General features: G+C 72.2%; 17 protein-coding genes and 1 pseudogene. 8 read left to right on the forward strand and 10 right to left on the reverse strand.

What is annotated here, in order from left to right; genetic code table 11:
• Positions 1 to 10 precede the first annotated feature (10 nt).
• Positions 11 to 217, reverse strand: coding sequence for a hypothetical protein (locus AC5677_RS03455; protein WP_497193514.1), 207 nt, complete (start codon positions 215 to 217; stop codon positions 11 to 13).
• Between the two features lie 15 nt (positions 218 to 232).
• On the opposite strand from AC5677_RS03455, the pseudogene AC5677_RS03460 reads away from it, so the two are divergent.
• Positions 233 to 715, forward strand: a pseudogene (locus AC5677_RS03460) (helix-turn-helix transcriptional regulator); the annotation flags it as partial.
• A gap of 8 nt (positions 716 to 723) precedes the next feature.
• Here AC5677_RS03460 and bglX read toward each other — a convergent pair.
• A complete protein-coding gene (gene bglX / locus AC5677_RS03465) occupies positions 724 to 2847 on the reverse strand; it encodes a beta-glucosidase BglX (RefSeq protein WP_497196495.1) in 2124 nt (707 codons plus the stop codon).
• A 449-nt stretch (positions 2848 to 3296) separates the two neighbouring features.
• On the opposite strand from bglX, the gene AC5677_RS03470 reads away from it, so the two are divergent.
• Positions 3297 to 4880 carry a glycosyltransferase family 39 protein gene (locus tag AC5677_RS03470; protein WP_497193515.1) on the forward strand — a complete coding sequence of 528 codons (1584 nt, stop codon included), beginning with the start codon at positions 3297 to 3299 and terminating at the stop codon, positions 4878 to 4880.
• Between the two features lie 19 nt (positions 4881 to 4899).
• Here AC5677_RS03470 and AC5677_RS03475 read toward each other — a convergent pair whose 3' ends face one another.
• The 6 genes from AC5677_RS03475 to AC5677_RS03500 all read right to left on the reverse strand — a co-directional run bounded on the left by AC5677_RS03475 (position 4900) and on the right by AC5677_RS03500 (position 13025).
• Positions 4900 to 6531, reverse strand: coding sequence for a CocE/NonD family hydrolase (locus AC5677_RS03475; RefSeq protein WP_497193516.1), 1632 nt, complete (start codon positions 6529 to 6531; stop codon positions 4900 to 4902).
• A 185-nt stretch (positions 6532 to 6716) separates the two neighbouring features.
• Positions 6717 to 7847: an XdhC family protein gene (locus AC5677_RS03480; RefSeq protein WP_497193517.1), complete on the reverse strand. Its 1131-nt coding sequence runs from the start codon at positions 7845 to 7847 to the stop codon at positions 6717 to 6719.
• Positions 7848 to 7893: 46 nt separating this feature from the next.
• Positions 7894 to 10101: a xanthine dehydrogenase family protein molybdopterin-binding subunit gene (locus tag AC5677_RS03485; RefSeq protein ID WP_497193518.1), complete on the reverse strand. Its 2208-nt coding sequence runs from the start codon at positions 10099 to 10101 to the stop codon at positions 7894 to 7896.
• Positions 10098 to 11087, reverse strand: a complete 990-nt coding sequence (locus AC5677_RS03490) for an FAD binding domain-containing protein (protein WP_497193519.1) — start codon at positions 11085 to 11087, stop codon at positions 10098 to 10100. Before AC5677_RS03490 ends, AC5677_RS03485 begins: the two co-directional genes overlap by 4 nt.
• The gene (locus AC5677_RS03495) at positions 11074 to 11592 is read right to left on the reverse strand and encodes a (2Fe-2S)-binding protein (RefSeq protein WP_497193520.1); all 519 of its coding nucleotides are present in this window, start codon (positions 11590 to 11592) and stop codon (positions 11074 to 11076) included. Before AC5677_RS03495 ends, AC5677_RS03490 begins: the two co-directional genes overlap by 14 nt.
• A gap of 233 nt (positions 11593 to 11825) precedes the next feature.
• Positions 11826 to 13025, reverse strand: coding sequence for a HEAT repeat domain-containing protein (locus AC5677_RS03500; RefSeq protein WP_497193521.1), 1200 nt, complete (start codon positions 13023 to 13025; stop codon positions 11826 to 11828).
• Between the two features lie 577 nt (positions 13026 to 13602).
• Between AC5677_RS03500 and AC5677_RS03505 the strand changes: the two genes are divergently transcribed.
• From AC5677_RS03505 to AC5677_RS03525, 5 genes are all read left to right on the forward strand, one after another.
• Positions 13603 to 15093 carry a type III PLP-dependent enzyme domain-containing protein gene (locus AC5677_RS03505; protein ID WP_497193522.1) on the forward strand — a complete coding sequence of 497 codons (1491 nt, stop codon included), beginning with the start codon at positions 13603 to 13605 and terminating at the stop codon, positions 15091 to 15093.
• The gene (locus AC5677_RS03510) at positions 15090 to 16418 is read left to right on the forward strand and encodes a pyridoxal-phosphate dependent enzyme (protein ID WP_497193523.1); all 1329 of its coding nucleotides are present in this window, start codon (positions 15090 to 15092) and stop codon (positions 16416 to 16418) included. The genes AC5677_RS03505 and AC5677_RS03510 overlap by 4 nt, the downstream gene beginning before the upstream one ends.
• Positions 16411 to 17610, forward strand: a complete 1200-nt coding sequence (locus tag AC5677_RS03515) for an aminotransferase class V-fold PLP-dependent enzyme (RefSeq protein WP_497193524.1) — start codon at positions 16411 to 16413, stop codon at positions 17608 to 17610. The genes AC5677_RS03510 and AC5677_RS03515 overlap by 8 nt, the downstream gene beginning before the upstream one ends.
• 49 nt (positions 17611 to 17659) lie before the next feature.
• The gene (locus tag AC5677_RS03520) at positions 17660 to 18415 is read left to right on the forward strand and encodes a class I SAM-dependent methyltransferase (RefSeq protein WP_497193525.1); all 756 of its coding nucleotides are present in this window, start codon (positions 17660 to 17662) and stop codon (positions 18413 to 18415) included.
• 137 nt (positions 18416 to 18552) lie between these two features.
• Positions 18553 to 19662, forward strand: coding sequence for a PP2C family protein-serine/threonine phosphatase (locus tag AC5677_RS03525; protein ID WP_497193526.1), 1110 nt, complete (start codon positions 18553 to 18555; stop codon positions 19660 to 19662).
• Between the two features lie 81 nt (positions 19663 to 19743).
• On the opposite strand, the gene AC5677_RS03530 is transcribed toward AC5677_RS03525, so the two are convergent.
• Positions 19744 to 20562, reverse strand: coding sequence for a lipase family protein (locus tag AC5677_RS03530; RefSeq protein ID WP_497193527.1), 819 nt, complete (start codon positions 20560 to 20562; stop codon positions 19744 to 19746).
• A gap of 224 nt (positions 20563 to 20786) precedes the next feature.
• On the opposite strand from AC5677_RS03530, the gene AC5677_RS03535 reads away from it, so the two are divergent.
• Positions 20787 to 23546, forward strand: a complete 2760-nt coding sequence (locus tag AC5677_RS03535) for a SpoIIE family protein phosphatase (protein WP_497193528.1) — start codon at positions 20787 to 20789, stop codon at positions 23544 to 23546.
• Here AC5677_RS03535 and AC5677_RS03540 read toward each other — a convergent pair.
• Entirely contained in the window at positions 23518 to 24741 is a 1224-nt protein-coding gene (locus AC5677_RS03540; RefSeq protein WP_497193529.1) for a PP2C family protein-serine/threonine phosphatase, read from the reverse strand. The genes AC5677_RS03535 and AC5677_RS03540 overlap by 29 nt on opposite strands.
• Positions 24742 to 24986 lie beyond the last annotated feature (245 nt).

Genomic DNA, 24986 nt, shown 5'->3' on the forward strand with positions numbered 1-24986 from the left:
GGCGGCGTTCCTATCGCGCCTGGTAGGCCGCCCACGGGCCGAGGGCGAAACGCTCGCCCTCCCGGCGGACCTCGAGGGCGCCCGCGCCGCCGAAGTGCGCGGGGACGACCAATTCGGTGTTCTCGGCGGCCCGTTCCAGCACCCGTCGGCGGCTGGCGACCGCTTGGGCCTGGTCCAGGCACAAGCAGCTGTTGCAGGACGGGGCGAGGATCTGCACCGGGCTGTGCAGCAGATCGCGGTGCCCGGCCTGCTCGATCTGCTCCTCGTCTACATGATCCGTTCCTGGATGGCCGCGAGCACGACCGGAGCCTGGCCGGCCGTGCTGGGTGACCCGGTGGCGGCCGCCGCCCTGCGGGCGCTGCACTCGGATCCGGCCGCCCCGTGGACGAACGACCGGCTGGCCGCGGAGGCGGGCGTCTCCCGTCCCACCCTGGCGCGCCGGTTCACCTCCCTGGTCGGCCGCCCTCCGATGGCGTACCTCACGTGGTGGCGGCTCACGGTCGCGGCCACCCTCCTGCGCGACACCCCCGACCCGCTGGCCGCCATCGCCCGCAGGGTCGGGTACGGCACGCCGTATGCCCTCTCGCACGCCTTCAGCCGGGAGTTCGGCACCACCCCGGGGCGCTACCGCGCGGCGGCCCAGGGCGCGGGGACCGGGCATCTGGGCAACGCCCCGACGGCTCGCCAGGACAGTGGCCGCGCCCAGGACGGATGACGGCACCGTCAGGTCAGGGTGAACCCCGTCATGAGTGCCGCCTCCGAGCTGTTGCCAGCGTAGATCTCGAACTCCCCGGGCTCCACCAGGAATTCACCGCGGGGATCGTTCGTGTGGAAGCCCAGTTCCGCCCGGCCGAGGGTGAAGCCGACCGTCCGCCGCTCCCCCGGCTTCAGAGGGACGCGGGAGAAGCCGACGAGCCTGCGTACCGGCTGGACGACGCTGGCGGCCTTGTCGCGGAGGTAGAGCTGGACGACCTCGTCGCCCGCCGTGGTGCCGCTGTTCTCGACCTGGACGGTGGCCCGGACCGTCGCGCCGCCGGCGGCGACGCGCTTCGCCGGCAGGACCTCCACGGTCAGCTTCAGGCCGGAGAGCGTGAAGGTGGTGTAGCTGAGGCCGTGCCCGAAGGGGTAGAGCGGGGTGTGCGGGATGTCCAGGTACTTCGAGGTGTATTTGTTCTCCGGGTCGAAGGGGCGGCCGGTGTTCTCGTGCCCGTAGTGGAGCGGGAGCTGGCCGACCGAGCGGGGGAAGGTGGCGGGCAGTTTGCCGCCGGGGTTGACCTTGCCGAAGAGGAGGTCGGCGACGGCATGGCCGCCCTCGATGCCGGGGTGCCAGGCCTGCAGGATCGCGTCGGCCCGGTCGGCGAGGGCGGTGAGCACCAGCGGGCGGCCCGACAGGACCACGACGACCACCGGTGTGCCGGTCGCGGCGACCTTCGCCACCAGCTGCGCCTGGACGCCGGGCAGGGTGATGTCGCTGCGTGCGGCGGCCTCGCCGCTCTGTGCGGCCTTCTCGCCCACGACGACGACCGCCGCATCGGCCGCCCGTGCCGCGGCGACCGCCTCGTCGAAGGAGCCGGTGTCGTCGCCCTCCACCGCGCATCCGCGGGCGAACCGCACGGTGACGGAGGGGGCGGCCCGCTTGATGCCGTCCAGTACCGATACCGCGGGGAACAGGGCGGCGCCGATGCCCGCCCAGGTACCGTGCAGTTCCTTGGTGTCGTCGCCGAGCGGGCCGATGACGGCGAGCGAGCCGGTCTTCGGGGACAGCGGAAGGGTCTTGTTCTCGTTGCGCAGCAGGACCATGGAGCGCGCGGCCGCGGTCCGTGCCGCCGCGCGGGCCGCGGCGCTCGGTTCGGTGATCTCCGCGGCCTCGTCGGCGTAGGGGCGGTCGAAGAGCCCGGCGCGGAACTTGACCCGCAGCACCCGGGCGACGGCGTCGTCCAGCCGCTCGCGACTGATCCTTCCGGCCGCCAGCAGCCGCTTGCCGTGTTCCGCGTAGGTGGTGGAGACCATCTCCATGTCGACGCCGGCGCCCAGGGCGAGGCGGGCGGCATCGGCGCCGTCGGCGGCGATGCCGTGGGCGATGAGTTCCTGGACGCCGGTGTAGTCGCCGACGACGAAGCCGTCGAAGCCGAACTCCTCGTGCAGGATATCGGTCAGGGTGTGCCGGTTGGCGTGCGCGGGCACGCCGTTGACGGTGTTGAAGGACGCCATGACGGTGGCGACACCGGCGTCGACGGCGGCCTTGAAGGGCGGCAGGCAGACATCGCGCAGCCGCCGCTCGGAGACATCGACGGTGTTGTAGTCGCGGCCGCCCTCGGGGAAGCCGTAGCCGACGAAGTGCTTGGCGCAGGCGGCGATCCGGTCCTTGGCGCCGTAATCAGCGCCCTGATAGCCGCGCACCTTGGCGGCCGTCAGCTCGGCCGTCAGATACGGGTCCTCGCCGCTGCCTTCGGCCACCCGGCCCCAGCGCGGTTCCCGGCTGACGTCCGCCATGGGCGCGAACGTCCAGTGGATGCCCTGGGAGGCGGCTTCCCGCGCGCTGGTCTCGGCGTCGGAGGCGACGACGTCGGGATCGAAGCTGCTGCCCTGGGCCAGGGGGATCGGGAAGGTGGTGAGGTAGCCGTGGATGACGTCCTGGCCGAAGATCAGCGGGATGCCCAGCCGCGATTTCTCCACGGCGGCGCGCTGGAGGTCGTTGCACTTCTTGGCGCCGGTGAGGTTGAGCACCGAGCCCAGCAGCCCCTTCGCGGCGAGTTCGGCGCACTGCTCGTTCTGGCCGTCGCCGGGTCCGGTGGCCGCATGCCACGTCAGCTGCTGGAGCTGCCCGAACTTCTCCTCGACGGTCATCCTGTCCAGCAGGGCCCGTACCCGGCGTTCGGTCTTCGGGTCGCGGGGCGGCCGCGCGACGGCCGGGGGCACCGCGGCCGCGGCGGGCACCGGATGCGCCACGGACGCCGCCGTGCCGACGAGGACCGCGGCTCCCGCGGATGCCGTGAAGATGTGACGACGGCTGATGGATCCGGAACCGGACACCGGCGACTCCTCACTGCGTGCGCACAGCGCCGACGCGTGTCGGCGTGGCGGTCAACCCGCTGATGGCGTAGGGCAGTTAAGCCACACCCCCTTCAAGGGTCAATAGATTGAACGTCGGACAAAGGGCGCGACCCTGGGCCGCTTCACGAAGTGGAGCGCCTCCGGCCGGCGACCGGCGCCCGGTGGTCGGCGCCCGGTGCTCGGTGGCCGGTCAACGCACCGGCTATACATTCGGTTTATACGTCCCGTATATAGTCTCGAACATGTCTGTTGATCTCGACTCCGGAGCCACCGCCGCCCTCGGACGGCGGGCCACCCAGCCCCTCGCGGGAGCACACCGGTGGCCGGGCTGGGTGGTTACCGGAGCGCCGGCGCTACTGGCACTCGCGCTGAGTCTGTGGGGGCTGCACCGACAGGGCGCCATATGGCGGGACGAGGCCGCGACATGGACGACGGCCGAGCGCTCGCTGCCCGAGATAGGGCACCTGCTCGCGCACGTGGATGTCGTCCACGGGCTCTACTACCTCCTGATACATGCCATATTCGAGGTCTTCGGACCGAGCGTGACGGCGATGCGGCTGCCGTCGGTCCTGGGCATGGTCATCGCCGCGGCCGCCACCGCGGCAACCGGCCGCCGGCTCGCCGGACCCATGGGCGGCCTCTCGGCGGGACTGGTGCTGGCCCTGCTGCCGGCGATGCAGCGCTACGCCCAGGAGGGCCGCTCCTTCACGCTGGTGGCGGCGTTGGTGGCGGTGGCGACCCGGCTGCTGGTGGGCGCGGTGTGTCCGGCGGAGCCCACGAGTGCGCGCGACGGCCGGGGGCGGCGGGTCGCATGGGGGTGGCGCTGGGGCGGCTATACGGCGGCCATGCTCGGTGCCGCACTGCTCAACTGGCTCTCGCTCTTCGCGCTGGCGGCGCACGGCGTGACGGTGGTGATCGCCCGGCGGTCCGGTCAACGTCCGCTGATGGCACGATGGTTGATGAGCGCCGCAGTGATCGTGTCGGGGACGCTTCCTCTCATTCTCGCCAGCCGGCCGCAGGCGGGTCAGGTGGCGTGGATCCGGCCCGCCTCGGCCTCCAGCCTGCTGGGGGTGACCGTGATGCTGGTGGTCTCCCTGGCATGTGCCCGAATACCGCGCCGCGAGGGTACGGCGCTGTCCCAGATCCCGGTGGGTCTGCCGCTGCTCGCCGTGCCTCAACTCGGCCTGCTGCTGGCCTCCTGGATCGTCCAGCCGCTCTACGCCGACCGCTATGTGCTCTTCTCCTACATCGGGCTCTCACTGCTGGTCGGCCCCGCCGTCGCCTGGGCGGTGCAGAAGGCGGAGTCGTACGGCCGGGCCCGGGGCCGTCGCTGGGGGCGGGTGCGCGGCGAGTTCCTGCTCGCCGGGGTCGTGGCGGTCGTGTTCGTGGCGCTGCTGCCCCTGGAACTCGGCCTGCGGTCCCCGACGAGCCGGACGGATGATGTGCGGGCGGCGGCCGCCGAGGTCGCGGCGCTCGCCCGCCCCGGGGACGGGGTCGTGTTCGTCCCCGACCAGCGGCGTGACGCCGCACTCGTCACGCCCGCCGCGTTCCGTCGCCTCGACGATGTCGCTCTGGCCCAGAGCCCGTTCGCCTCCGGAACCCTGTACGGCATCGAGGCCGCGCCCGCACGCCTGCGGGCCGCCATGCTGACCCACAAGCGCATCGTCCTCGTCACCGACGGCGCGGGCAGCGGCACCAGCGGCGCCTCCGCCTCGTCCAACCGCCGTGACCTCGTCAAACGTTCCGTCCTCGCCCAGCACTTCACCCGCACCGCCTCCGCCGACACCGGAGGTCGGCGGGTGACGGTGTACGAGCGGGTGCGGTGACGGGCGCACCGCACCGCGGTCAGCGCAGGGGGAGCGCCAGCTCGGACGGATCGGCCGGGGTCGAACCGAACGACACCTCGCTCCCCCGTGGCGTACGGCCGCCGTACAGCGGGTCCTTTGTGTCCACGACCAGCGCCAGCCGGTGCCCGGCGGGCAGGTCGTAGGCGGTGGCGAAGAGGGAGACGTCCAGCGGGAAGGCGCGCCCCGGCTTCCTTCCGGACCAGCTCTGCGGGCCGTGCGAGATCAGCTTCCCCACCCCCAGGGCGTTCACGTCGTAGAGGTAGGCGAACGCCGTGCCCTGGGCCGCGGACGCGGTGACCTGCGTGTGCAACCGCGCGGCGCCGCGAAGGTGTTGCACCGTCGCGGCGGGCGCCGACTGCCATACCGCGGCGGACCTGCGGGGCAGCAGCGGGAGGAAAACGGTCGGCGGGAGGCCGAGGGTCTGGTCGAGGGCCCCGGAGAGTTCGGCGATACCGCCGTCCGCGCCGGAATCCGTGCCACCGGCGACGGGTTTGCGCCAGCCGGGGCCGGCCGGGCCGCCGAGCGCTCCGGTGCCGGAGGGGTCCGGGCCGCCCAGCCGCAGCTGCGCGGTCCGGGAGCTGACGGCGCGCCAGTCCGGGTAGCTCTCGTGCCTGCCGTTCGGCCGGACCTCCAGCTCCACCGGCTGCCGTCGGGCGTCGCCGCCGGTGCCCTTGAGGTGGTGATCGAGCCACTTGCGGGCGCTCGCCCAGGTGGCGTTGTCCAGCCCCAGCAGGCTCGTCAGCTCCTGTGTGGCGTGGTCTCCGGGGCGCAGTTCCAGCCGCTTGGGAACCGTCAGCCGCTGGTAGAAGGCGGTCATCTGGCCGGGGTTGAAGATGCTGTCGCCCCAGGCGTTGGCCAGGAAGACGGCCGTACCGTGGGCGTTGATGCGGTCCACGTACCTGGCCGGGGACCGGGTGTGCGCCCAGGCCACGACCTTGGGCAGATCGCGGTCGGCGAAGAGGTCCGCCAGCATCCGGGCGAACTCCGGGCTCCTGCGGCCGGTGGGCGCCTGGATGGCGGCGAGCAGGGCGACGGCCTGGAGGTGCCGGGTCCGTCCGCTGTAGAGGGAGTCGGCCAGGTCGGCCCAGCCGCTCATCGAGGCGACCGCCTTGATCCGCGGGTCGAAGGCGGCGCCCATCAGGGTGAGGCCGCCGCCCAGGGACAGCCCCACCATGCCGATGCGCTGCCGGTCAGCGGGTGTGTGGGCGAGGGCCCAGTCGATGACCGCGGACACATCGGCCACGTCCTTGGGTCCCGCGACATCGACCTGACCGCCGGAGCCCCAGAATCCGCGCACGGTGTAGGTGACGGCGAGGTAGCCGTCGGCGGCCAGCTGCTTGCCCTGGGCGAGGTACTCCAGGTCGTTCTGTCCCCAGCTGGCGGGCTGCACGACCAGGGGGTAGCGGCCCTTCCGGTCGGCGCCGGGCGTGCCGGGAGCGGGGGTGAACACATTCGCCTTGAGGACGGTGCCGTCCTTCATCGGGATGTCGACCCGGCGGAAGGAGGGAGTAGCGGCCGCGGCTGCCGCGGCCGTGGTGACGGCGGGGGCGGGGCGGGAGGCCGCCGACGCGGGGCCCGTGGCGAGGCCGCCGCTGAGGGCAAGTGCCGTGACGAGTAAGGCAGTTGTCATTCTTCGCCGGCCGGGCTGCCGGCCGGCGGTACGGCGGGATCGCGCCATCGGTGCTCCATCGGGATCTGACCGCGGTGTCACTGCGACACGGGTGCGGTGTGCGGTGATCCGGAGCGTAGAGGTGCGCCATCGGTCCTGGTGAGACCATGATCAGCCAAAATTACTCGCGGGTAACGCGGCGTGGGTCACGGCCCGGTGAGCGAGCGCGCACGGTCGGGATCCGACCGGTGGATGGGGGTGTGCGCGTCCGAGAGGGAGGCTCCGCGGCCGCCGCGGCGGTCGGCGACGATCTCCGCGGCGATCGACAGGGCCGTCTCCTCCGGCGTACGGGCGCCGAGGTCGAGGCCGATCGGGCTGCGGAGCCGGGCCAGTTCGGCTTCGGTGACGCCCGCCTCGCGCAGCCGCTGGTTGCGGTCCTCGTGGGTGCGGCGGGAGCCCATCGCGCCGACGTAGGCGACCGGGAGCTTCAGGGCCAGCCGCAGGAGCGGCACATCGAACTTGGGGTCGTGGGTCAGTACGCACAGCGCCGTACGGGAGTCCACCTCCGTCGCCTCCAGATAGCGGTGCGGCCACTCGACGACGATCTCGTCCGTCTCGGGGAAGCGGGTCCTCGTCGCGAAGACGGGCCGGGCGTCGCAGACCGTCACGTGGTAGCCCAGGAACTTCCCCACCCGCACCAGCGCCGACGCGAAGTCGATCGCACCGAAGACGATCATGCGCGGCGGCGGGACGCTGGTCTCGACGAGCAGCGTCAGCGGACGGCCGCAGCGGCTGCCTTCCTCGCCGATGACGACGGTGTCCGTGCGGCCCACGTCCAGCAGCGCGGCCGCCTCGCCCGCCGCGGTGCGGTCCAGTTCGGGGTGCGCGCCGAGGGTCCCCTCGTACGAGCGGTCCGGGCGGACGAGCAGGGCGCGGCCCAGCAGTTCGGCCGGGCCGTCGGTGATCGTGGCCAGGGCCGCCGGCCGGCCGGCCGCGGCGGCCGCCAGCGCGGCGGGCACGACCCCGCCGCGGACCCGGGTGACGAGGACATCGATGACGCCGCCGCAGGTCAGCCCCACCGCGAAGGCGTCCTCGTCGCTGTAGCCGAAGCGTTCGCGCACCGTTTCGCCGTCCGCCAGCACCTGTTGGCACAGGTCATACGCCGCGCCCTCCACACACCCGCCGGAGATCGACCCGATCGCCGTGCCTTCCCCGTCCACGGCCAGCGCGGCGCCCGGACGCCGGGGCGCGCTGCCGCTGACGGCCACCACGGTGGCGACGGCGAACTCGCGGCCCTGCTCGGCCCATCGGTTCAGCTCGTCAGCGATGTCCAGCATCTCGGTCTCCCTTGCCGGGGCGGGGCGCGGCCGGGCGTCGGCGCGTTCACATCAGCGCGTCGAGCGTGAGGGGCAGCGAACGGATCCGCTTGCCCGTCGCGTGATAGACGCCGTTCGCCACCGCGGCCGCGATGCCGACGAGGCCGATCTCGCCGATTCCCTTGGTGCCGATCGGGTTGGCGCGGTCCGGTCCGCCGACGAACACGACGTCCATGTCGGGGATGTCGGCGTTGACGGGGATGAGGTAGTCGCCGAACGTGGCGTTGGCGATCCGGCCGCTGGGGGCATCGGTGACGGTGTCCTCGAACAGCGCCATGCCGATCCCGCCGACCGTGCCGCCGACGATCTGGCTGCGGCCGGTCTTCGCGTTGAGGATGCGGCCGCCGTCGATCGCGGACACGATCCGGGCGATGCGGATCAGGCCCAGGTCCACGTCCACCCGGACCTCGACGAACTTGGCGCCGAAGGCTCCCGACAGCGCCATCCCCAGATCGTCCTCGGACGCCGGCGTGCTGGTGCCGTCCGCCGTCAGCTCGGGCAGTCCGTACCGGCCGAGGAGGTCCGTGTACGCCTCGCCGCGCGCGGGCGCCCCGGCCAGGTGGATGCGCCCCTCGGTGACGTCCACCTGCGCGGGCGAGGCACCGTACAGCGGGGAGTCGGCGTCCTGGCCGGCGAGGCCGACGAACATCCCGATGAGCCGCCGGCACGCGTCGAGGACGGCATTGCCGAGCGCCGCCGTCAGCCCGGAACCGCTGGCCTGGGGCGCAAAGGGCATGTCGGAGTCACCGAGGTCGAAGCGGACCCGGTCCAGCGGGAGGCCCAGACACTCCGCGGACAGCTGCGTCATCACGGTGTACGTGCCGGTGCCGATGTCGGTGGCGGCGCTGCGTACCAGGGCGCTTCCGTCGCGCCGGACCGTGGCCTGCGCGCGGCAGTCCGTCGCGTACCACGGGTAGCTGACGCCGGCCATGCCGTACCCGATGAGCCAGTTGCCGTCCCGCATGGACCGGGGTTCGGGGCGGCGGGCCGACCAGCCGAACCGCTCCGCGCCCACCTCGTAGCACTCGCGCAGCGCGTTGCTGGACCAGGGCAGCCCGGACTGCGGGTGGACGTCGGCGTAGTTGCGCATCCGCAGCTCCAGCGGATCCAGGCCCAGTACGTAGGACAGCTCGTCGAGCGCGGACTCCAGCGCGAAGTTCCCCTGGGCCTGCCCGGGGGCGCGCATCGACGTCGGGTCGGGGATGTTCAGCCGGGCCTGGCGGTCCTGGGTGCGCACATGGGGGCACCGGTAGGCGAAGCCCGATCCCGCCGCGGACGGCTCGAAGTCGTCGTCCGCCATCGACACCGGGGAGATGCTGCGGTGGTCGATACCGACCAGCTCACCACTGCGGGTGGCCCCCAGGGTGATCCACTGGACGCCCTTGGGCCGGTGCCCCACCGAGGTGAACATCTGCGGGCGGGTGAGGACCAGCTTCACGGGCCGTTGCAGCAGCCGGGCGGCGGCGACGGTGAGGATCACATGCGGCCATACGCGCAGGGCGCTGCCGAACCCCCCGCCCACGTAGGGCACCAGCACCCGCACCGCGCTCTCGGGCACCTGGAAGACGGCCGCGAGGTTGCTGCGCACCAGTGACGGCCACTGCGTGGTGTCGTGCACGGTCAGCCGGTCCCCCTCCCAGACCGCGAGCGTCGCGAACGGCGCCAGCGGATTGTTGGTGTTGTCCGGCGTCGTGTACGTCGCCTCCACCGTGACCTCGGCCGACGCCAGCGCGGCGGCCGCATCGCCCCGGGTGTGGTCCGTCCCCCATGGATCGGCGAGCTGCGGAGCCCGCGGGTCCAGCAGATCCAGCAGGGGCTCGGTGCGCTCGTACGCGACGTCCACCAGCCGGGCGGCGGCGGTGGCCCGCTCCTGGGTCTCCGCGACCACGAACGCGATGTGCTGGCCGTGGTGCAGAATCCGGTCGTCCTGGAGCGGCGCGGGCGGTGACGGCCCGATGTCCGTCATCGGCCCCCGGTCGAGCCGGGGCATGCTGGCGGGTGTCAGCACGGCGAGCACACCGGGAGCCGCCTCGGCCGCCGCCGTGTCCATCCGCGCGATCCTGCCCGCCGCGATGGTGCTCTGTACCAGCGCACCGTACGTCTGCCCGGGGATGTCGAAGTCCGTTGGATAGGGCGCGGCACCGGCGGCCTTGCGGGGACCGTCCACGCGGTTGATCCCGGCGCCGACCACCGGAGCGCTCTTGACCGTACTCATGCCGCGCCTCCCGCCACCGTCTGCAGTGCACGGACCAGGGTGCGCTGGGCGAGCTCCACCTTGAACGCCGTGCCCGGCACCGTCCACGCCCCCGTCACGGCCGCCTCCGCCGCCCGGCGGAACGTCCCGCGAACGGCCGGCGCGCCCCGCAGCTCGCGCTCAACGGCCCAGGCCCGCCAGGGCGTTGACCCCACACCGCCCAGACCGGCCCGCGCGTTGCGGATCATGCCGTCGGACACCAGCAGCGCCACCGCCGCCGACGCCAGCGCGAATTCGTACGACGCCCGGTCGCGCACCTTCACATAGCCCGACCGTGCCCCGGCCGGCAGCAGCGGAATGTCCACGCCGGTGATCAACTCACCGTGCACCAGGACGTTTTCCGACTCCGGACTCTCCGCCGCCGTACGGTAGAACTCCGTCAACGGCACCGCCCGCCGGCCCGACACCCCCTGGATCCGCACCACGGCATCCAGCGCGACCAGCGCGACCGCGAGATCGGACGCATGCGCCGCGATACACCGCTCGCTCACCCCCAGGATCGCGTGCATCCGGGCCGTGCCCGCCACCGCCGCGCATCCCGAACCGGGATCCCTCTTGTTGCACTGTGGCACGGCGGGGTCACGAAAGTAGCGGCACCGTGGGCGCTGCAGCAGATTCCCCCCGATGGTCGCCATGTTCCGCAGCTGCGTGGACGCCCCCGCCAGCAGAGCCTCCCTGACGAGGGGAAGCCGCGCCACGATCACCGGATCGGCCGCCAGCTCCTCCATCGTCACCAGCGAACCCACGTGCAGCACCTCACCATGGGGCTCGATGCGATGCAGCGGCAGACGCGTGATGTCCACCAGCAGCCCCGGGTTCAGCACCCCGTCCTTCATCAGATCGAGCTGCGTCGTACCGCCCGCGAGGAACGCCGCCTGCGGATCGCCGGAAACCAGCCGTACGGCCTCGGCGGCATCCGCCGCCCGCACATACTCAAGGGCGCGCATCGCCGCCACCGCCCGCGGCCTCGCGAATGGCGGCCACCATGTGCGGATAGGCTCCACAGCGGCACAGATTCCCGCTCATGAACTCGCGGATCTCCGCATCCGAACCGGCTCTCCCCTCCTTCAGCAGAGCCACCGCGGACATGATCTGACCCGGAGTGCAAAAACCGCACTGGAATGCGTCGTGGTCCACAAATGCCGACTGCACCGGATGCGGCCCGTCCGCACCGTCGATCCCCTCGATGGTCGTCACCACGCGCCCCTCGCACTGCGCCGCCAGCGACAGGCACGCCAGCACCCGCCTGCCGTCCACATGCACCGTGCACGCCCCGCACGCGCCCTGGTCACAGCCCTTCTTCGTGCCCACCAGCCCCAAGTGGTCACGCAGGGCATCCAAAAGCGTCACCCGCGCGTCCAGCCCCAGCGTGTACGACCGACCGTTCACCTGGAGCGTGACCACCCGCTCACCGGGACGTGCCGCATTCTCCGTATCCGTCGCGTCCGCCATCACGCGTCCTCCGAACCCCTCGGAAACAACGCCGGCGCTGCGCTCACCTCATCGATCCCCCGAAATTCCCGGTCCCCCCGAAATACGAAATCGCCTGGGCCGTGAAAAACCGGCCAGGCGGCACAGAAATCTCGGCCGGCTCTTTTCACGGTACGCCCGATGACCCGGCCCGGCAGCGCGTGCACGGGGCGTTCCCGTCGGCGGGCGGCGGTGGCCGCGTCGGCCCGCCTGCGTCACTCGCCCAGTTGGGACACGACGGCGTCGGCCCGCTCCCCCGCGCCCTTCGGCCATGACGCGATCAGCTGCCGGAGCGGCTCGCGGTGTGCGTCGATCAAGTGCGGGTAGGTGAGCCCGATCGCCCCCTCCACCTGGATCGGCAGCTCGGTGGAGCGGGTGGCGCGTACCAGGACCGCGGTCGCCCGGGGAGAGTTCTCCAGGCCGAACAGGGCATTGATCGCGTCCGTGCGCAGGTCCGGATCGAGCGAGTCGTCGAAGATCAGCGGTTCGAGCGCCGCGACGATCCGCTCGTCCGGTGTCCGCCACCGTTCGAGACAGCCCCAGGCCGCCTGCACGGCGCATGCGCGCACCACACCCGCGGGGGCCGTTGCGCGCAGCGCGGCGACGATCGCCGCCGCGTCCTCGGGCTCGCCGAGCTCCGCCAGGATGTCGAGCGCGCTCGCATGGTTCGCGCCGGCGCCGACGCCTTCGCCGGTGCCGGGGCCCGGCGCGGCCGCGGACGGCGCCTGGGCGAGGACGCCCCGCGCGACGGCGAGCGTCTCCGGTGCGTGCTCGCCGTCGTCCAGGCCGAACCGGATGAGCCCGTCGCCGTGGTGGAAGTGGTCGAGCGCGATGCCCACGGCCACCGGCTGCCCGCTGCCCGCTGCCCGCTGCCCGCTGTGCAGCATGGCGGAGAACGCCCGGCGATGGGACGTCTCGCCGGTGGGGGACCGCAGCTCACGGTGGGCCGCACGCAGCTCCGCGCTCTCCGGCTCGCACCCTTGCCAGTGGACGCTGTGCGGGCCGTCGGCCAGCGCCTCGCGGACCGCGTCGGCGGCGGGGGAGCGTTCGTCCGCCGGCCAGGCCTCGACGAGGCGTTCCAGCAGGGTCCGGTGACCGTAGGAGCGCACCCCCGACGCCAGCGCCGCGGCGGCCTCCTGCCGCACCCGCCACTCCGCATCCCCGGTCGCGCGGACCAGCGCCGCGGTCGCCTCGGCTCCGGGCGTCTCGCGCAGCGCGGTGACCTCCTCCAGACGCTCCCGGCACTTCTCGGAACGGGCGACCAGCGCGGCCAGCCGCGCATCGGGGGCCTCCTGGTCCTCCAGAACCGCCCGCGCCGCATCCAGAGCGATCTCCCGCAGCTCCCCGTCCGGCAGCCGTTCCAGAACCGCGGCGACCGCCTCCGGCTCCTCGACCACGAGACCGAAGCGCAGCAATACGCGCAGCGCGCCGGCGTGATGGGCGTCCTCGATGGTGCTGTGCTCGTCCTTGGGCGCCGGGGCGGGTCCCGGAGCAACTTCCGGGCAACGGCGAACACTTCCTCCGCATAATCCTCGAGCGCATTGCCGCCGACATACCGCTCCGTCATCTCGGCGCGGTCGTAGAAGTCCAGCGCGATACCTCTGGCGGCCGTGTCGTCGCTGCGCAGCAGCGTCAGGAACCCCCGATGGAATTCCTCCGCGGTCGTCGGGGGTTTCATCGCCCGGTAGGCGTCCCGCAACTCCGGATCGCCGAAGGTGCTGCGCCAGTGCCAGGACCCGAACTCCAGCAGGAAGACCGAGATGAACACCGGCGCATTAGAGCATCGAAGTGGCCTGCGTACCAACGGAATTCGCCGTACGGAGGCCGGGCCACCGAAAGGGACCGACGGGGCATCCGCACCGTCGGCGGACATATCGCGATCCGGTCCGCCGTTCACGCACCGTTGCCGGGCGTAAACGGCCTGCGGCGGGAAAGGGTTATAGGGCCACACCGACCTTGATCCGCATTCCTCGCAGGGGAGGAACGCCTGGGATGAACGGTGTCCCGATACGCCTGGATCCACGACTGGAACCACCGCTGGCATCGCTCTTGGAGTCCCCGGCCTTCCTCCATTCGCTCGTCGATGCGCTGGGCTCGCCGCTCAATGTCGTGCTGCCCGAGCAGATCGTGACGAACGTCGAACGCTTCCGCTCCGCCTGTCGCCGGCACCACCTCGCCGGCCAGGTCTTCTTCGCGCACAAGGCGAACCGGTCCAGCGCCCTGGTACGACGGCTCGCCGCGACCGACGCCGGCATCGACGTGGCCTCCCTGGGAGAGCTGCAGCATGCCCTCGGCGCCGGTTTCACGCCGGACCGGATCGTGGCAACCGGACCGAAGGACGCGGAGTTCCGGTGGCTGGCGGCCCGCACCGGGGTCACCGTCAGCGCCGACGGGCCGGGGGAGCTGGCGGAGCTCGCCGCCCTGGTGCGCACCCACGGCCTGCCCCGGGTCCGGGTGCTGCTGCGCCTGTCCGGCTTCGAGGCATCGGGGGTCAAGGTGCTGTCCCGGCAGAGCCGGTTCGGCTCCTCCGCGCGGTCGTTGGGCCGGCTGCTGGACGCCGTCGAACGCGACACGGACGCCCTGCAGCCGATCGGCGTCGCGTACCACATCGACACCACCAGCCTCGACGAGAAGGCGACCGCGCTCGACGGCTGCCTCCGCGCCATGGACGAGCTGGCGCGCCGGGGCTTCCGGCCCCGTGCGATCGACGTCGGCGGCGGCTTCGGCGTCAACTACCTTGCGGACGAGGCGCAGTGGGACCGCTACACCACCGAACTCGCCCAGGCGGTGCTGGGCCGGCGCCCGCCCATGGCCTGGGGCGGGCACGGCTACGGTCTGCGCGCCGAGCACGGCACGCTCCGCGGCTCCCTGAGCCTCTACCAGGCGCACCGCCCGCTCTCCGGCGCCGCTTACCTCGACCGGCTGCTGTCGCTCCCCGCGCCGTCCCTGGACCGCCCGCTGGGCACCCTGCTGCTGGAGAACCTCTACGACCTGTACACCGAGCCCGGCCGGGCGCTGCTGGACCAGTGCGGGCTCTCCCTGGCGAGGGTGCTGGAGGTCCGCCGTACGGACGCGGGCGAGCGGCTGGTGCGCCTCGCCATGACCGCGAGCGATGTCGGCCTGGAGGAGCACGGCGTCCTCATGGATCCCGTACTCCTCCCCCGCGGCGGCGCCGTGGCCGCCGCGGACCCCGAAGGCACCGGAGAGACCGAGGGGCCGGTGGGGGCGTATCTCACCGGGAGTCTGTGCCTGGAGGCGGATCTGATCACCCGCAGGCTGGTGTTTCTGCCGCGCCTGCCGCGACCGGGCGATCTGCTGGCCTTCGCCAACACCGCCGGATACTGCATGGATTTCGGCGCCACGCATGCGCAGCGGCAGCCGGTCGCGCGCAAGGCCGCCGTCCATCGGGAGGCCGGCTCCTGGCGGTGGTGCCTCGATGAGCAGTACTGGCCGATCACCTTTCCTGGGGGGCAACAGGCATGAGGTACGACAGCATCACCGAAGCCATCGGCAACACTCCGCTGGTGCGCCTCGACCCCGCCGTGCACGGTCTGCGCCACATCGACCTCTACGCCAAGCTGGAGATGCTCAACCCCTTCGGATCGGTCAAGGACCGGGCGGCCTGGAACATGGTGCGGCCGGATCTGCCCGGCGCCGGGGAACGCGGGGAGACGATCGTCGAGCTCTCCAGCGGCAACACAGCCAAGGCGCTGGCGGCCATCGCGGGCATGCACCGGCTGCCGTTCAAGAGCGTCACCAACCGGATGCGGGTACCGGAGATCAAGGACCTGCTTCTGCTGCTCGGCGCCGAGATCGAGGAACTGCCCGGCCGGACCGAATGCCTGGACCCGTCGAGCACGGACGACCCGCTGACCGTCTTCCACCGGGAGCTGTCCCGGCCCGGCAGCGCCCATCTGCACACCGACCAGTACTTCAACGCGCGCAACACCGAGGCGCACGAGACGGGCACCGGCCCGGAGATCGTCGCGGACCTCGGCGGCCGCGCCCCGGACTGGTTCATCGCCTGTGTGGGCACCGCCGGATCGTCCACCGGGGTGGCCAGGGTGCTGCGTGAACACGATCCGGAGGTGCGGGTCGTCGGGCTGGTCGGGCAGAAGTCGGACTTCATTCCGGGGATCCGGAACGTCGACGAGGTGCACGAGGTCGGGCTCTTCGACCCGGCCACGTACGACGCGATCGAAGCGGTGAGCGCGGACGAGGCCATCGACGGGATGCTGACGCTGGTCCGCCGCTGCGGCATGCTGGCCGGTCCCACGGGCGGTGCGGCGTACCACGGGGCGGTGCGTCATCTGCGCGCGGCCGATGCGGAGCTGGCCGGGACGGGCCGCCGCGGTACGGCCGTCTTCATCGTCTGCGACCGCGTCGAGAGCTACATCGGCTATGTCCGGCAGCGCCGTCCCGAGCTGCTGGGGCTCGCGCCGGTGCGCAACTCCGTGGCCACGCTCACCGACGCCGAGGTGCGCGCGGCCACGGTCATCGACATCGCCGACGCCCAGAAGTGGATCGCGGCGGAACGACCGCTGGTGGTCGATCTGCGCGGCCCGTTCGCCTACGCCGCGCTCCATATCGAGGGGTCGGTCAATATCGTCGATGAGCTCTTCGACGAGCTGCTGCGCGGCGGGCTGCCGTTCAGCAAGCGGCAGCCCGTGCTGCTGGCGTGTCCGGTCGGCGAGAAGTCGGTCCGCTACGCCGCCTTGCTGACCCGCATGGGCCATCCGGACGTACGGAGTCTGGCCGGCGGCATCATCGCCTGGCGGGACGCCGACGCGCCGTTGGTGCGTGACTGACGTGGTGGCGCCCCTCGACGACCTGAGGCCGTGGCAGCGGACGCTGCGCGACCAGTTCCCGATCATCGTGCTCCATCCGGAGCTGGCCTACCTGGACAGCGCGGCCACCGCACAGAAGCCGCAGGCCGTGCTGGATGCCGTTCACCGCTACCTGACCACCTCCAACGCCAATGCGGGCCGGGGTACCTACCCCTGGGCCAATGCGACGACGGCGCTGGTGGAGCGGACCCGCGACCGGGTCAAGGAGTTTCTGGACGACCCGGACCCGGACCGCTCGGCCGTGCACTTCACCAGCGGCGCGACCGAGGGACTGCGGAGCGTCGCACGCGACTGGCTGACCTCCTTCCTCCGGGACGGGGACGAGATCGTCGTGCCGTTCGCCGACCATGAGGCGAATCTGTCGCCGTGGCTGGAAGCGCGCGCCCAGCTGGCCCGCGAAGGCGTCCGCATCCGGGTCCGGGAACTCCCCTACCAGGCGGAGTCCGGCGACTACGACCCGGCGGCGCTCGCCGCGACGGTCGGCCCGCGCACGCGCTTCGTCGCGGCCACCCATGTGCACCACGTCTACGGCGGCGACATGAATGTGCACCGGATCCGCGAGGCGGTCGGGCCGGAGGTGCCGATCTGCCTGGACGCCGCGCAGAGCGTCGGCCATCTGCCGGTCTCCCTGGCCGCGCTCGATGTGGACTTCGTGGTCTTCTCCGGCCACAAGACGCTGGCGCTGCCGGGCTCCGGCGCGATCTGGTCCCGCGGCGCGCGCGGGCCCGCGTTCCGTCCCGGCGGCTGGAGCGGCACGCCGAACACCGTCGGCATCGCCAGTCTGGAGGCGGCCCTGGACTGGCTGGACGCGGCGGGGCCGGACCGGATCGAACGGTGGACGGTCGCCCTGGGCGCCAGGCTCACCGACGGGCTGAGCCGACTGCCCGCCTACGAGGTCCTGGGCTGCCGGCTGAGCCTGGCCGCCGGGTCCCCGGTGCAGCGGCGCCGCGGCATCGTCACCTTCCGGCATCACACGATCGGCTCCCACGATCTGGGATTCATCCTGTTCAGCCACGGGTTCATGGTGCGGTCCGACGGCCACTGCCAGGCCGGTGCCAAGGAGCGCGACGGCGCCGTACGGGTCAGCCTGCACGTCCACAACACGGCCGAGGAGATCGACGCGTTGCTCACCACGCTCGCCAATCTGCAATGATTCCCAGTGCCATTAGTGGTGGGCAAGAGGACAGGGGCTGCACGACCGCATGGGACTGAGCATGGCGACGGCCGCGCGCTGGGTGGAGCGCTGGGAATGCCAGCAGCAGCGTTACGCGGTCGATCGCGAGGAGAGATTCACCGTCATCGCCGATGTGGTCGAGCATGTGACAACCGGTCACCGCAATCCCCTGGTCGTCGACCTCGGCTGCGGCCCCGGTTCGCTGGCGGCGCGACTGGCCGATCGGCTGCCGCACGCGGAGATCGTGGCCGTCGACGCCGATCCGCTGCTGCTCGAACTGGGCCGGACCCATAACGGCCACGCCGCCCGCTATGTCGAGGCGGTGATCGGGGCGCCCCACTGGCTCGATGCGCTCGGCCTGGACCGCCCACCGGATGCGGCGGTCTCCACCACGGCACTCCACTACCTCGACGAGCCCACGCTCCGGCGGGTCTACCGTGAGCTCGCCGCCGTGCTGCGCCCCGGCGGCGTCGTCATCAACGGCGACCACCTCCGCCCCGACGGGGTGAAGGTCTGCGAGATCGCCACGGATGTGGGACGCCGCCGGGCCGAGCGGCAGCGGGCCTTCGTCCACGAGGACTGGGCCAACTGGTGGACGTCCGCGGCGTCGGACCCGGACCTGGCCGACCTCCTCGCCGAACGCAGCGCACGCCTGCCCGTACACGGCCAGGACCACGACGTCGCGCCCTCGACGCACCTCGCGCTGCTCCAGGACGCGGGATTCGAACACGCCGGCTCGGTGTGGCAATTCGGCAACAGCCACGTCCTGGTCGCCGTGCGGTGAGCGGAGGGCCGTGGGCCCGCACGGGCCCGGCCGGGCCGACGGCCGGGCCCCCGGCCTCCCGGTAGCGGCCCGGGCCCGCCGGTGCCGGCCGTGGCCGCTGCGCGGCGTGCCGCCCGTCGTAGGTGTAAGCAGGAGATATGCGCTTCCGGCACGGCCGCACCCCGCGGCTCGGCAGGGCCTGGCGGACGGGTCATGGGTTGGTCATCATCCCGCTCGCGATCATCGCGGCGATCACGGTGATCGACATCAACACCCCGACGACCATCCATCTGGGCCCGTTCCTGGTCGCGGCGCCCGCCATCACCGCCTCTTTCGCCGGCGCGGGACTCACCGGCGCCATCGGGGCCCTCGCCGTGGCCGCCCAGGTCGTCGTCGGTGTCCTGCACGGCGGCGTGATGACCCCCAACCACCAGGCGCAGATCGCCGCCCTCGTCGTGATCTCGGTGCTCGTCACGGTCTTCCGCTATGTGCGCGACCGGCACGAGCGGCAGCTGGGCCAGGTGCGGTCGGTGTCCGTCGCGACACAGCAGGTGCTGATGCGGCCGCTGCCCCCCAGGATCGGCCCGTTGCAGATCGCGTCCGTGTACATCTCGGCCGAGGCGGAGGCGGAGATCGGCGGCGACCTCTACGCGGCGGTGCCGGCCCCGGGCGCGACCCGCCTGGTCATCGGCGACGTCCGCGGCAAGGGACTGCCCGCGATCAATGAGGCCGCACTGCTGGTCGGGGCGTTCCGGGGATCCGCCTACCGGAACCTTCCGCTGCCCGGCATGGCGGCCCACCTGGGGAACTCCGTCTACTGGAACATCGCCACCCTCACCGACGGCGAAGCGGAGAGCCAGGAGTCGTTCGTGACCGCACTGCTGCTGGACATCCACCACGACGCCCCCGCCATCAGCATGGTGACCTGCGGGCATCCGCCGCCCCTGCTGCTGCGCGAAGGCACCGTCCGGACCTTGGAGGCGAGCGACCCCGCGCTTCCCCTGGGTCTCAGCGCCACCTCGGCGAGCGAGTACACGGTGGAGAGCTTCCGCTTCGAGCCGGGCGATCTTCTCCTGCTGTACACCGACGGCGTCATCGAGGCCCGCGACCGCACCGGAACCTTCTACCCGCTGACCGATCGGGTCGCGGTCTGGAACGGGTCCGGTCCGCAGTCCCTCGTGCGGCACCTCCGTGACGACCTGCTCCGGTACGCGGGCGGCACCCTGGGCGACGACACGGCCATGATCGCGATCACCAAGGGCGGCTGAACCGCGAGGACGGGCGGCACCGCCACCGGGGAGCGGCCGCGAGCGGCACGCGCCCCCGGCCGCTCGCGTACCGCCGCACGCTCAGCGCGCGCACTTCTCCAGGGCGGCGACGTAGTTGTTGATGAAATGGTCGCGGACGCCGTCGGAGGCGGGCGCGAGCACATCGGCGGTGTAGCCGCGGGCACGGTCGACGAGGCCGCCGATCACCGGCATGGCGTCGTGCAGCTTGCCCCGGGAGTCGATGTACCGCAGGGCGTCGACGTGGTGGAAGACCGGCTCCGGCGGGAGCTGGGGCACGACGTCGTTGTTGTTCACGAAGCGGTACATCCGGTTGGCGAAGGCCCTGTTGAACTCCTGGGCCAGCATCCGGTCGCAGGTGCGCGGCTGGCCGAAGGTGTAGATGCCGTCGGCCGTCAGACGCGGCTCCTCGAAGTGCAGTCGGGCGCCGGCGAGCATCGCCAGCGCGCCGCCGAGGCTGTGGCCGGTGAACCAGATGGTCTGGCCGTTGTCGCGGAACTCGCCGAGGGCCGCGCGGACCTGCGGCCAGATGGAGTCCAGCGCCTCGCCGAAGCCGTAATGCATGTAGCCCGTGCCGCCGGGGCCGGGCCAGGGCGGGGTGGCGGTGTCGGACAGCCAGTCGCGCATCTGCACCGGCTCCGTCCCCCGGAAGCCGGTGATGATCATGTGCTCCCCGGCGATGGTGTACGCCTGGGTGTCCTCCAGCGGGAACGGGGGCCGGAACCGGGTCTCGTGGTGGCGCACCCGGTCGAAGCCCCACTCGCGGGCCTTGCTCTCGATGGTCTTCTCGTCCTTGTAGGCGAGGTCGGCGGCATGGGCCATGCACAGGGCGTGGCCCAGGCTGTAGCCGGTGGCGTGGTGGTCGATCGTGAGGGCGGTCAAGAGGATGGCTCCTTGGGGCAACAGGGGCCGGCCGGCGGCCGGCACCGACGGTGATCGCTACGCAGAGGCGCAGATCAACTACCGAACGTAGCGGCCGCCCGGCCCCGTGCCACTGATTTGCCAGGCGTGGCGACACCGGAACCGCACCGCGGAGATATCGAACGTTCATGCGATTTCGGCGTGGTGCGTATGGGTCACAACAGTGCGCGAGGTACAAAAGGAGCATGGCCCGAATCTCCGGCCGCTTCCCCTGGCTTCGTGTGCGGCGCTGGTCCACCGGCCGGCGCCCGGACGGCGACGGCCCGGGTGAGCTGCATAAAGGCTCGCCGAAGCGATCGTCGCGGCGCCTGCACTCGCTGACGAGCGGCCGCAGCGTGGCCGGTCAGATGTTCCTCCTCCAAGTGCTGATCGTGGTGCTGCTCATCGTGGCCGCGGTACTCACCTTGGTGCTCCAGTCGCGGACCGACCGGTTCCAAGGGGCGCGCGACCGCTCGCTCGCCGCGGCCGAGGCCTTCGCCCACAGCCCGGGGCTGGTGGACGTGATGCGCGGCCGCGACCCGAGCGCGGTGCTCCAGCCGCTGACCGAGGCCGCCCGCAAACGCGGCGGCGTCGACTTCATCGTCGTCATGAACCGAAGCGGCATCCGCTACACCCACCCCAAGCCGAAGGAGATCGGAAAGCATTTCGTCGGCACGATCAAGCCTTCGCTGGCCGGCCGGATCACCATCGAGAGCGTCAAGGGCCCACTCGGCCGCGAGGTACAGGCCGTCGTCCCGGTCATGGACGCGCACGGCGCGGTCGTGGGCATGGTGTCGTCCGGCCTGAAGGTCCGCAACGTCAGCAGCGCCGTCAACCGGCAGCTGCCGGTCGTACTCGGCGCCGGAGCCGCCGCGCTCGCCCTGACCACGGCCGGCACCGGCCTGGCCACGCGACGGCTACGGCGCCAGACCCACGGGCTGGGCCCGGCGGAGATGACCCGCATGTACGAGCACCACGACGCGGTGCTGCATGCCGTACGCGAGGGCGTGCTCATCGTCGACGCGGACGGGCAGGTCCTGCTGGCGAACGACGAGGCGCGCCGGCTGCTCGGGCTGGCCCCCGACGTGGAGGGACAGCACGTCAGCAGCCTCGGACTCGCCCCCCGCACCGCCGAACTGCTGGTCTCCGGACGCGAGGTCACCGACGAGGTCCTGCCGGTCGGGGACCGGCTGCTGGCGGTCAACAACCGGCCCACGGACAGCCGGGGCGGCCCGCCCGGCAGCGTGGCCACGTTGCGGGACTCCACCGAGCTGCTCGCCCTCACCGGCAAGGCGGAGGCCGCCCAGAGCCGGCTGCGGCTGCTGTACGAGGCGAGCGTGGCCATCGGTACCACGCTCGATGTGCCGCGCACCGCCGAGGAGCTGACCGAGGTCGCCGTGACCTGGTTCGCGGACTATGCCACCGTCGATCTCGCCGAACCCGTCCTGAGCGGCGAGGAGCCGCCGGCGGGGTCGTACGCCGAGGCCCCGGAGCTGCGCCGCGTGGCGCTCGCCGGCCTCAGCGACGACCATCCCCTCTACCGGGCGGGCGAGATGCACAGATACGCCGAGCCCACCCCGATGGCCAAGGGTTTCGTCACCGGACAGTCCGTGCTCGTCCCCGACCTGCGGACCGCGGATTACTGGCGCGCCCAGGACCCCGAACGCTTCCAGCAGGTCGTCGACTACGGATGCCGGTCGCTCATCACCGTGCCGCTCCAGGCGCGCGGGGTGATCCTGGGGGTCGCCAACTTCTGGCGCTCCCGGGAAACCACCCCCTTCGAAGAGGGCGATCTGTCCCTCGCCGAGGAGATGGCGGCCCGCGCCGCCGTCTGCATCGACAATGCCCGCCGCTTCACCCGCGAGCACGCCGTGGCCGTCACCCTGCAGCACAGCCTGCTCCCGCGTGGCCTGCCCGAGCAGAACGCCCTCGACGTCGCCCACCGGTATCTGCCCGCACGGACCGGCGTGGGCGGCGACTGGTTCGACGTCATCCCGCTGCCGGGCGCCCGCATCGCCCTGGTCGTCGGGGACGTGGTCGGCCACGGCCTCCATGCCGCCGCCACCATGGGCCGGCTGCGGACGGCGGTGCAGAATTTCTCCACCCTCGACCTGCCGCCCGATGAGCTCCTCAGCTTCCTGGACGAGCTGGTCAACCGCATCGACCAGGAGGCCACGGCGGCGAACGACGAGGCCACGGTCGCGGGTGCCACCTGTCTGTACGCGATCTACGACCCCTCCACCGGCCGCTGCGGCCTGGCCCGCGCCGGCCACCTGCCGCCGGCTCTGGTCCACCCCGACGGCGCCGTGGAGATCCTCGGCCTCCCCGCGGGCCCGCCCCTCGGCGTCGGCGGGCTGCCCTTCGAGGCGATGGATCTGCAGCTGCCCGAGGGCAGCAGCCTCGTCCTGTACACGGACGGCCTCGTCGAGGACCGCAACCACGACATCGAGTCCGGAATGCAGAATCTCGCCAGGGCCCTGGCGCACCCCGGCCGGACGCCGAGCGAGACCTGCGAAGCCGTGCTCGGCGCCCTGCTCCCCGACCGTCAGCGCGACGACATCGCCCTGCTCGTCGCACGCACCCGCCGGATGGACCCCGAGCACATCGCCGGCTGGGAGGTCCCCTCCGACCCCGCGGCGGTGGGCGAGGCACGCGCGCAGGTCACCCGGCAGCTGGAGCTGTGGGGCCTGGACGAAGCGGTCTTCACCACCGAGCTCATTCTCAGCGAGCTCATCACCAACGCCATCGTCTACGCCACCGGCCCGATCCGCGTACGTCTGCTCCACGACCGCACGCTGATCTGCGAGGTCTCCGACACCAGCAGTACCTCCCCGTATCTCCGCTATGCCGCCGTGGAGGACGAAGGCGGCCGCGGTCTCTTCCTCGTCTCGCAGCTCGCCCAGCGCTGGGGCACCCGCTACACGCCCGAGGGCAAGATCATTTGGGCGGAACAGGCCCTTCCCTGACGGTGCGGGCCGCGGCCGGTTCGCAGGCGGACGAGGACCAGAGGGTGCCGCCGGGAGCGATGGCGAGGATCGCGACGTCGTCGTGGAAGGCGCGGGTGTGACGCGGCAGATCGGTGTTGAGGAAGTCGATGACGTCGGCCGGGCCCGGTGCCGGGTCGCCGTTGAAGCGCTGGCGGAGCCGGTCGAGGAGCGGGTAGAAGGCGCCGCTGTCGTCCCGGGCCTCGATCAGGCCGTCGGTGCAGAGCAGCAGGACGTCACCGGGGATGAAGGTGTGGCAGTAGGCGACCGGCCGTTCGTCGGCCAGACCGCCCAGGCCGAGGGGCAGGGCGGGCGGTCCGATCAGCGGGGTCACCATGCCCTGGGAGATCAGGACCGGTTCGATGTGGCCGTGGTTGACGATCGTCAGCCGCTGGTCCGAGGCGTCGTACTCGATCAGGGCGGCGGTGACGAACAGCTCGTCGTCCCGGATCTCTTCGGCCGCCCGCGCCATGCTCCGTTCCATCCGCAGGGCGACGGACCGCAGGTCTCCCTGGTCGTAGGCGGCCTCGCGGAAGGTGCCCAGGAGGTCGGCGACGGTACGGACGGCCTTCAGCCCCTTGCCGCGGACATCGCCGATGATGGCGCGCTCACCGGCCTTGGTGGCGCGGATGTCGTAGAGGTCGCCGCCGACCATGGTGCCGACCTCACCGGACCGGTAGAGACCGGCCGCGAGGACGTGTCCCACCTGGTGCGGCACCGGCCTCAGCAGGGTGCGCATCAGGGCTTCGGCCACCGAGTTGGCCCGCACCAGGTGCCGTTCCTGGCGCTGCCGGTGCGCGGCCAGCGCCACACCGAGGATGCCGACCAGGGCGGTGGCGATGTACGCGGCGACGTGGTGGCTCGCCCACAGCTGATGGACATTGCGGCCGGCGCAGCACGCGGTGCCCGCGAGAACGCCCTCGAACACGACGGCGAAGACCGTGACGGCGGCGACGCTCACGGGACCGAGCGTGTAGGCGGCCGCCACCGGCAGCGCGACGAGCAGGGAACTCACCGGCCACTGGGTAGGAGTTACCGGTTCGAGCACGAGGACGAAGACGACGTAGGCCGGCGGCAGCCAGCGCATCCACGCGGGCGGGCGGAGCACCTCGATGCCGTTGTCGTCCGCGAGTCCCGCGTGCCGTCCGGCCAGGCGGCCCCGGCCGGGGCGCCTCACGGCGTGCCCCGGCGTCGTGCGCCGGTCGCCGGCTCCGGTGGGATGCCCTGCCGGGGCGGCGGATTCCTCAGCGTCGCAGGAACAGGACACGCCAACGCCTTCACCACCGTATTCCGCGACACCTTGCGACAGCCTGACCCAGGCGGAGAGTTCCCCCCGGTGATTACGCCGTCGGTGGCGTGTCCCGTGCGGCCTCCGTCACCGGCCCGTTCGTCACTCCGGCAGCCGGTGGGCGCAGTTGCCGG

The organism is Streptomyces sp. JLSY215, from assembly GCF_059682825.1.

Coding starts and splice junctions, on each gene's coding strand:
- bglX (WP_497196495.1), bottom strand. CDS start 2,847: ATGACCGTCGAGGAGAAGTTCGGGCAGCTCCAGCAGCTGACGTGGCAT.
- AC5677_RS03470 (WP_497193515.1), top strand. CDS start 3,297: ATGTCTGTTGATCTCGACTCCGGAGCCACCGCCGCCCTCGGACGGCGG.
- AC5677_RS03475 (WP_497193516.1), bottom strand. CDS start 6,531: ATGACAACTGCCTTACTCGTCACGGCACTTGCCCTCAGCGGCGGCCTC.
- AC5677_RS03480 (WP_497193517.1), bottom strand. CDS start 7,847: ATGCTGGACATCGCTGACGAGCTGAACCGATGGGCCGAGCAGGGCCGC.
- AC5677_RS03485 (WP_497193518.1), bottom strand. CDS start 10,101: ATGAGTACGGTCAAGAGCGCTCCGGTGGTCGGCGCCGGGATCAACCGC.
- AC5677_RS03490 (WP_497193519.1), bottom strand. CDS start 11,087: ATGCGCGCCCTTGAGTATGTGCGGGCGGCGGATGCCGCCGAGGCCGTA.
- AC5677_RS03495 (WP_497193520.1), bottom strand. CDS start 11,592: ATGGCGGACGCGACGGATACGGAGAATGCGGCACGTCCCGGTGAGCGG.
- AC5677_RS03505 (WP_497193522.1), top strand. CDS start 13,603: ATGAACGGTGTCCCGATACGCCTGGATCCACGACTGGAACCACCGCTG.
- AC5677_RS03510 (WP_497193523.1), top strand. CDS start 15,090: ATGAGGTACGACAGCATCACCGAAGCCATCGGCAACACTCCGCTGGTG.
- AC5677_RS03520 (WP_497193525.1), top strand. CDS start 17,660: ATGGGACTGAGCATGGCGACGGCCGCGCGCTGGGTGGAGCGCTGGGAA.
- AC5677_RS03525 (WP_497193526.1), top strand. CDS start 18,553: ATGCGCTTCCGGCACGGCCGCACCCCGCGGCTCGGCAGGGCCTGGCGG.
- AC5677_RS03535 (WP_497193528.1), top strand. CDS start 20,787: ATGGCCCGAATCTCCGGCCGCTTCCCCTGGCTTCGTGTGCGGCGCTGG.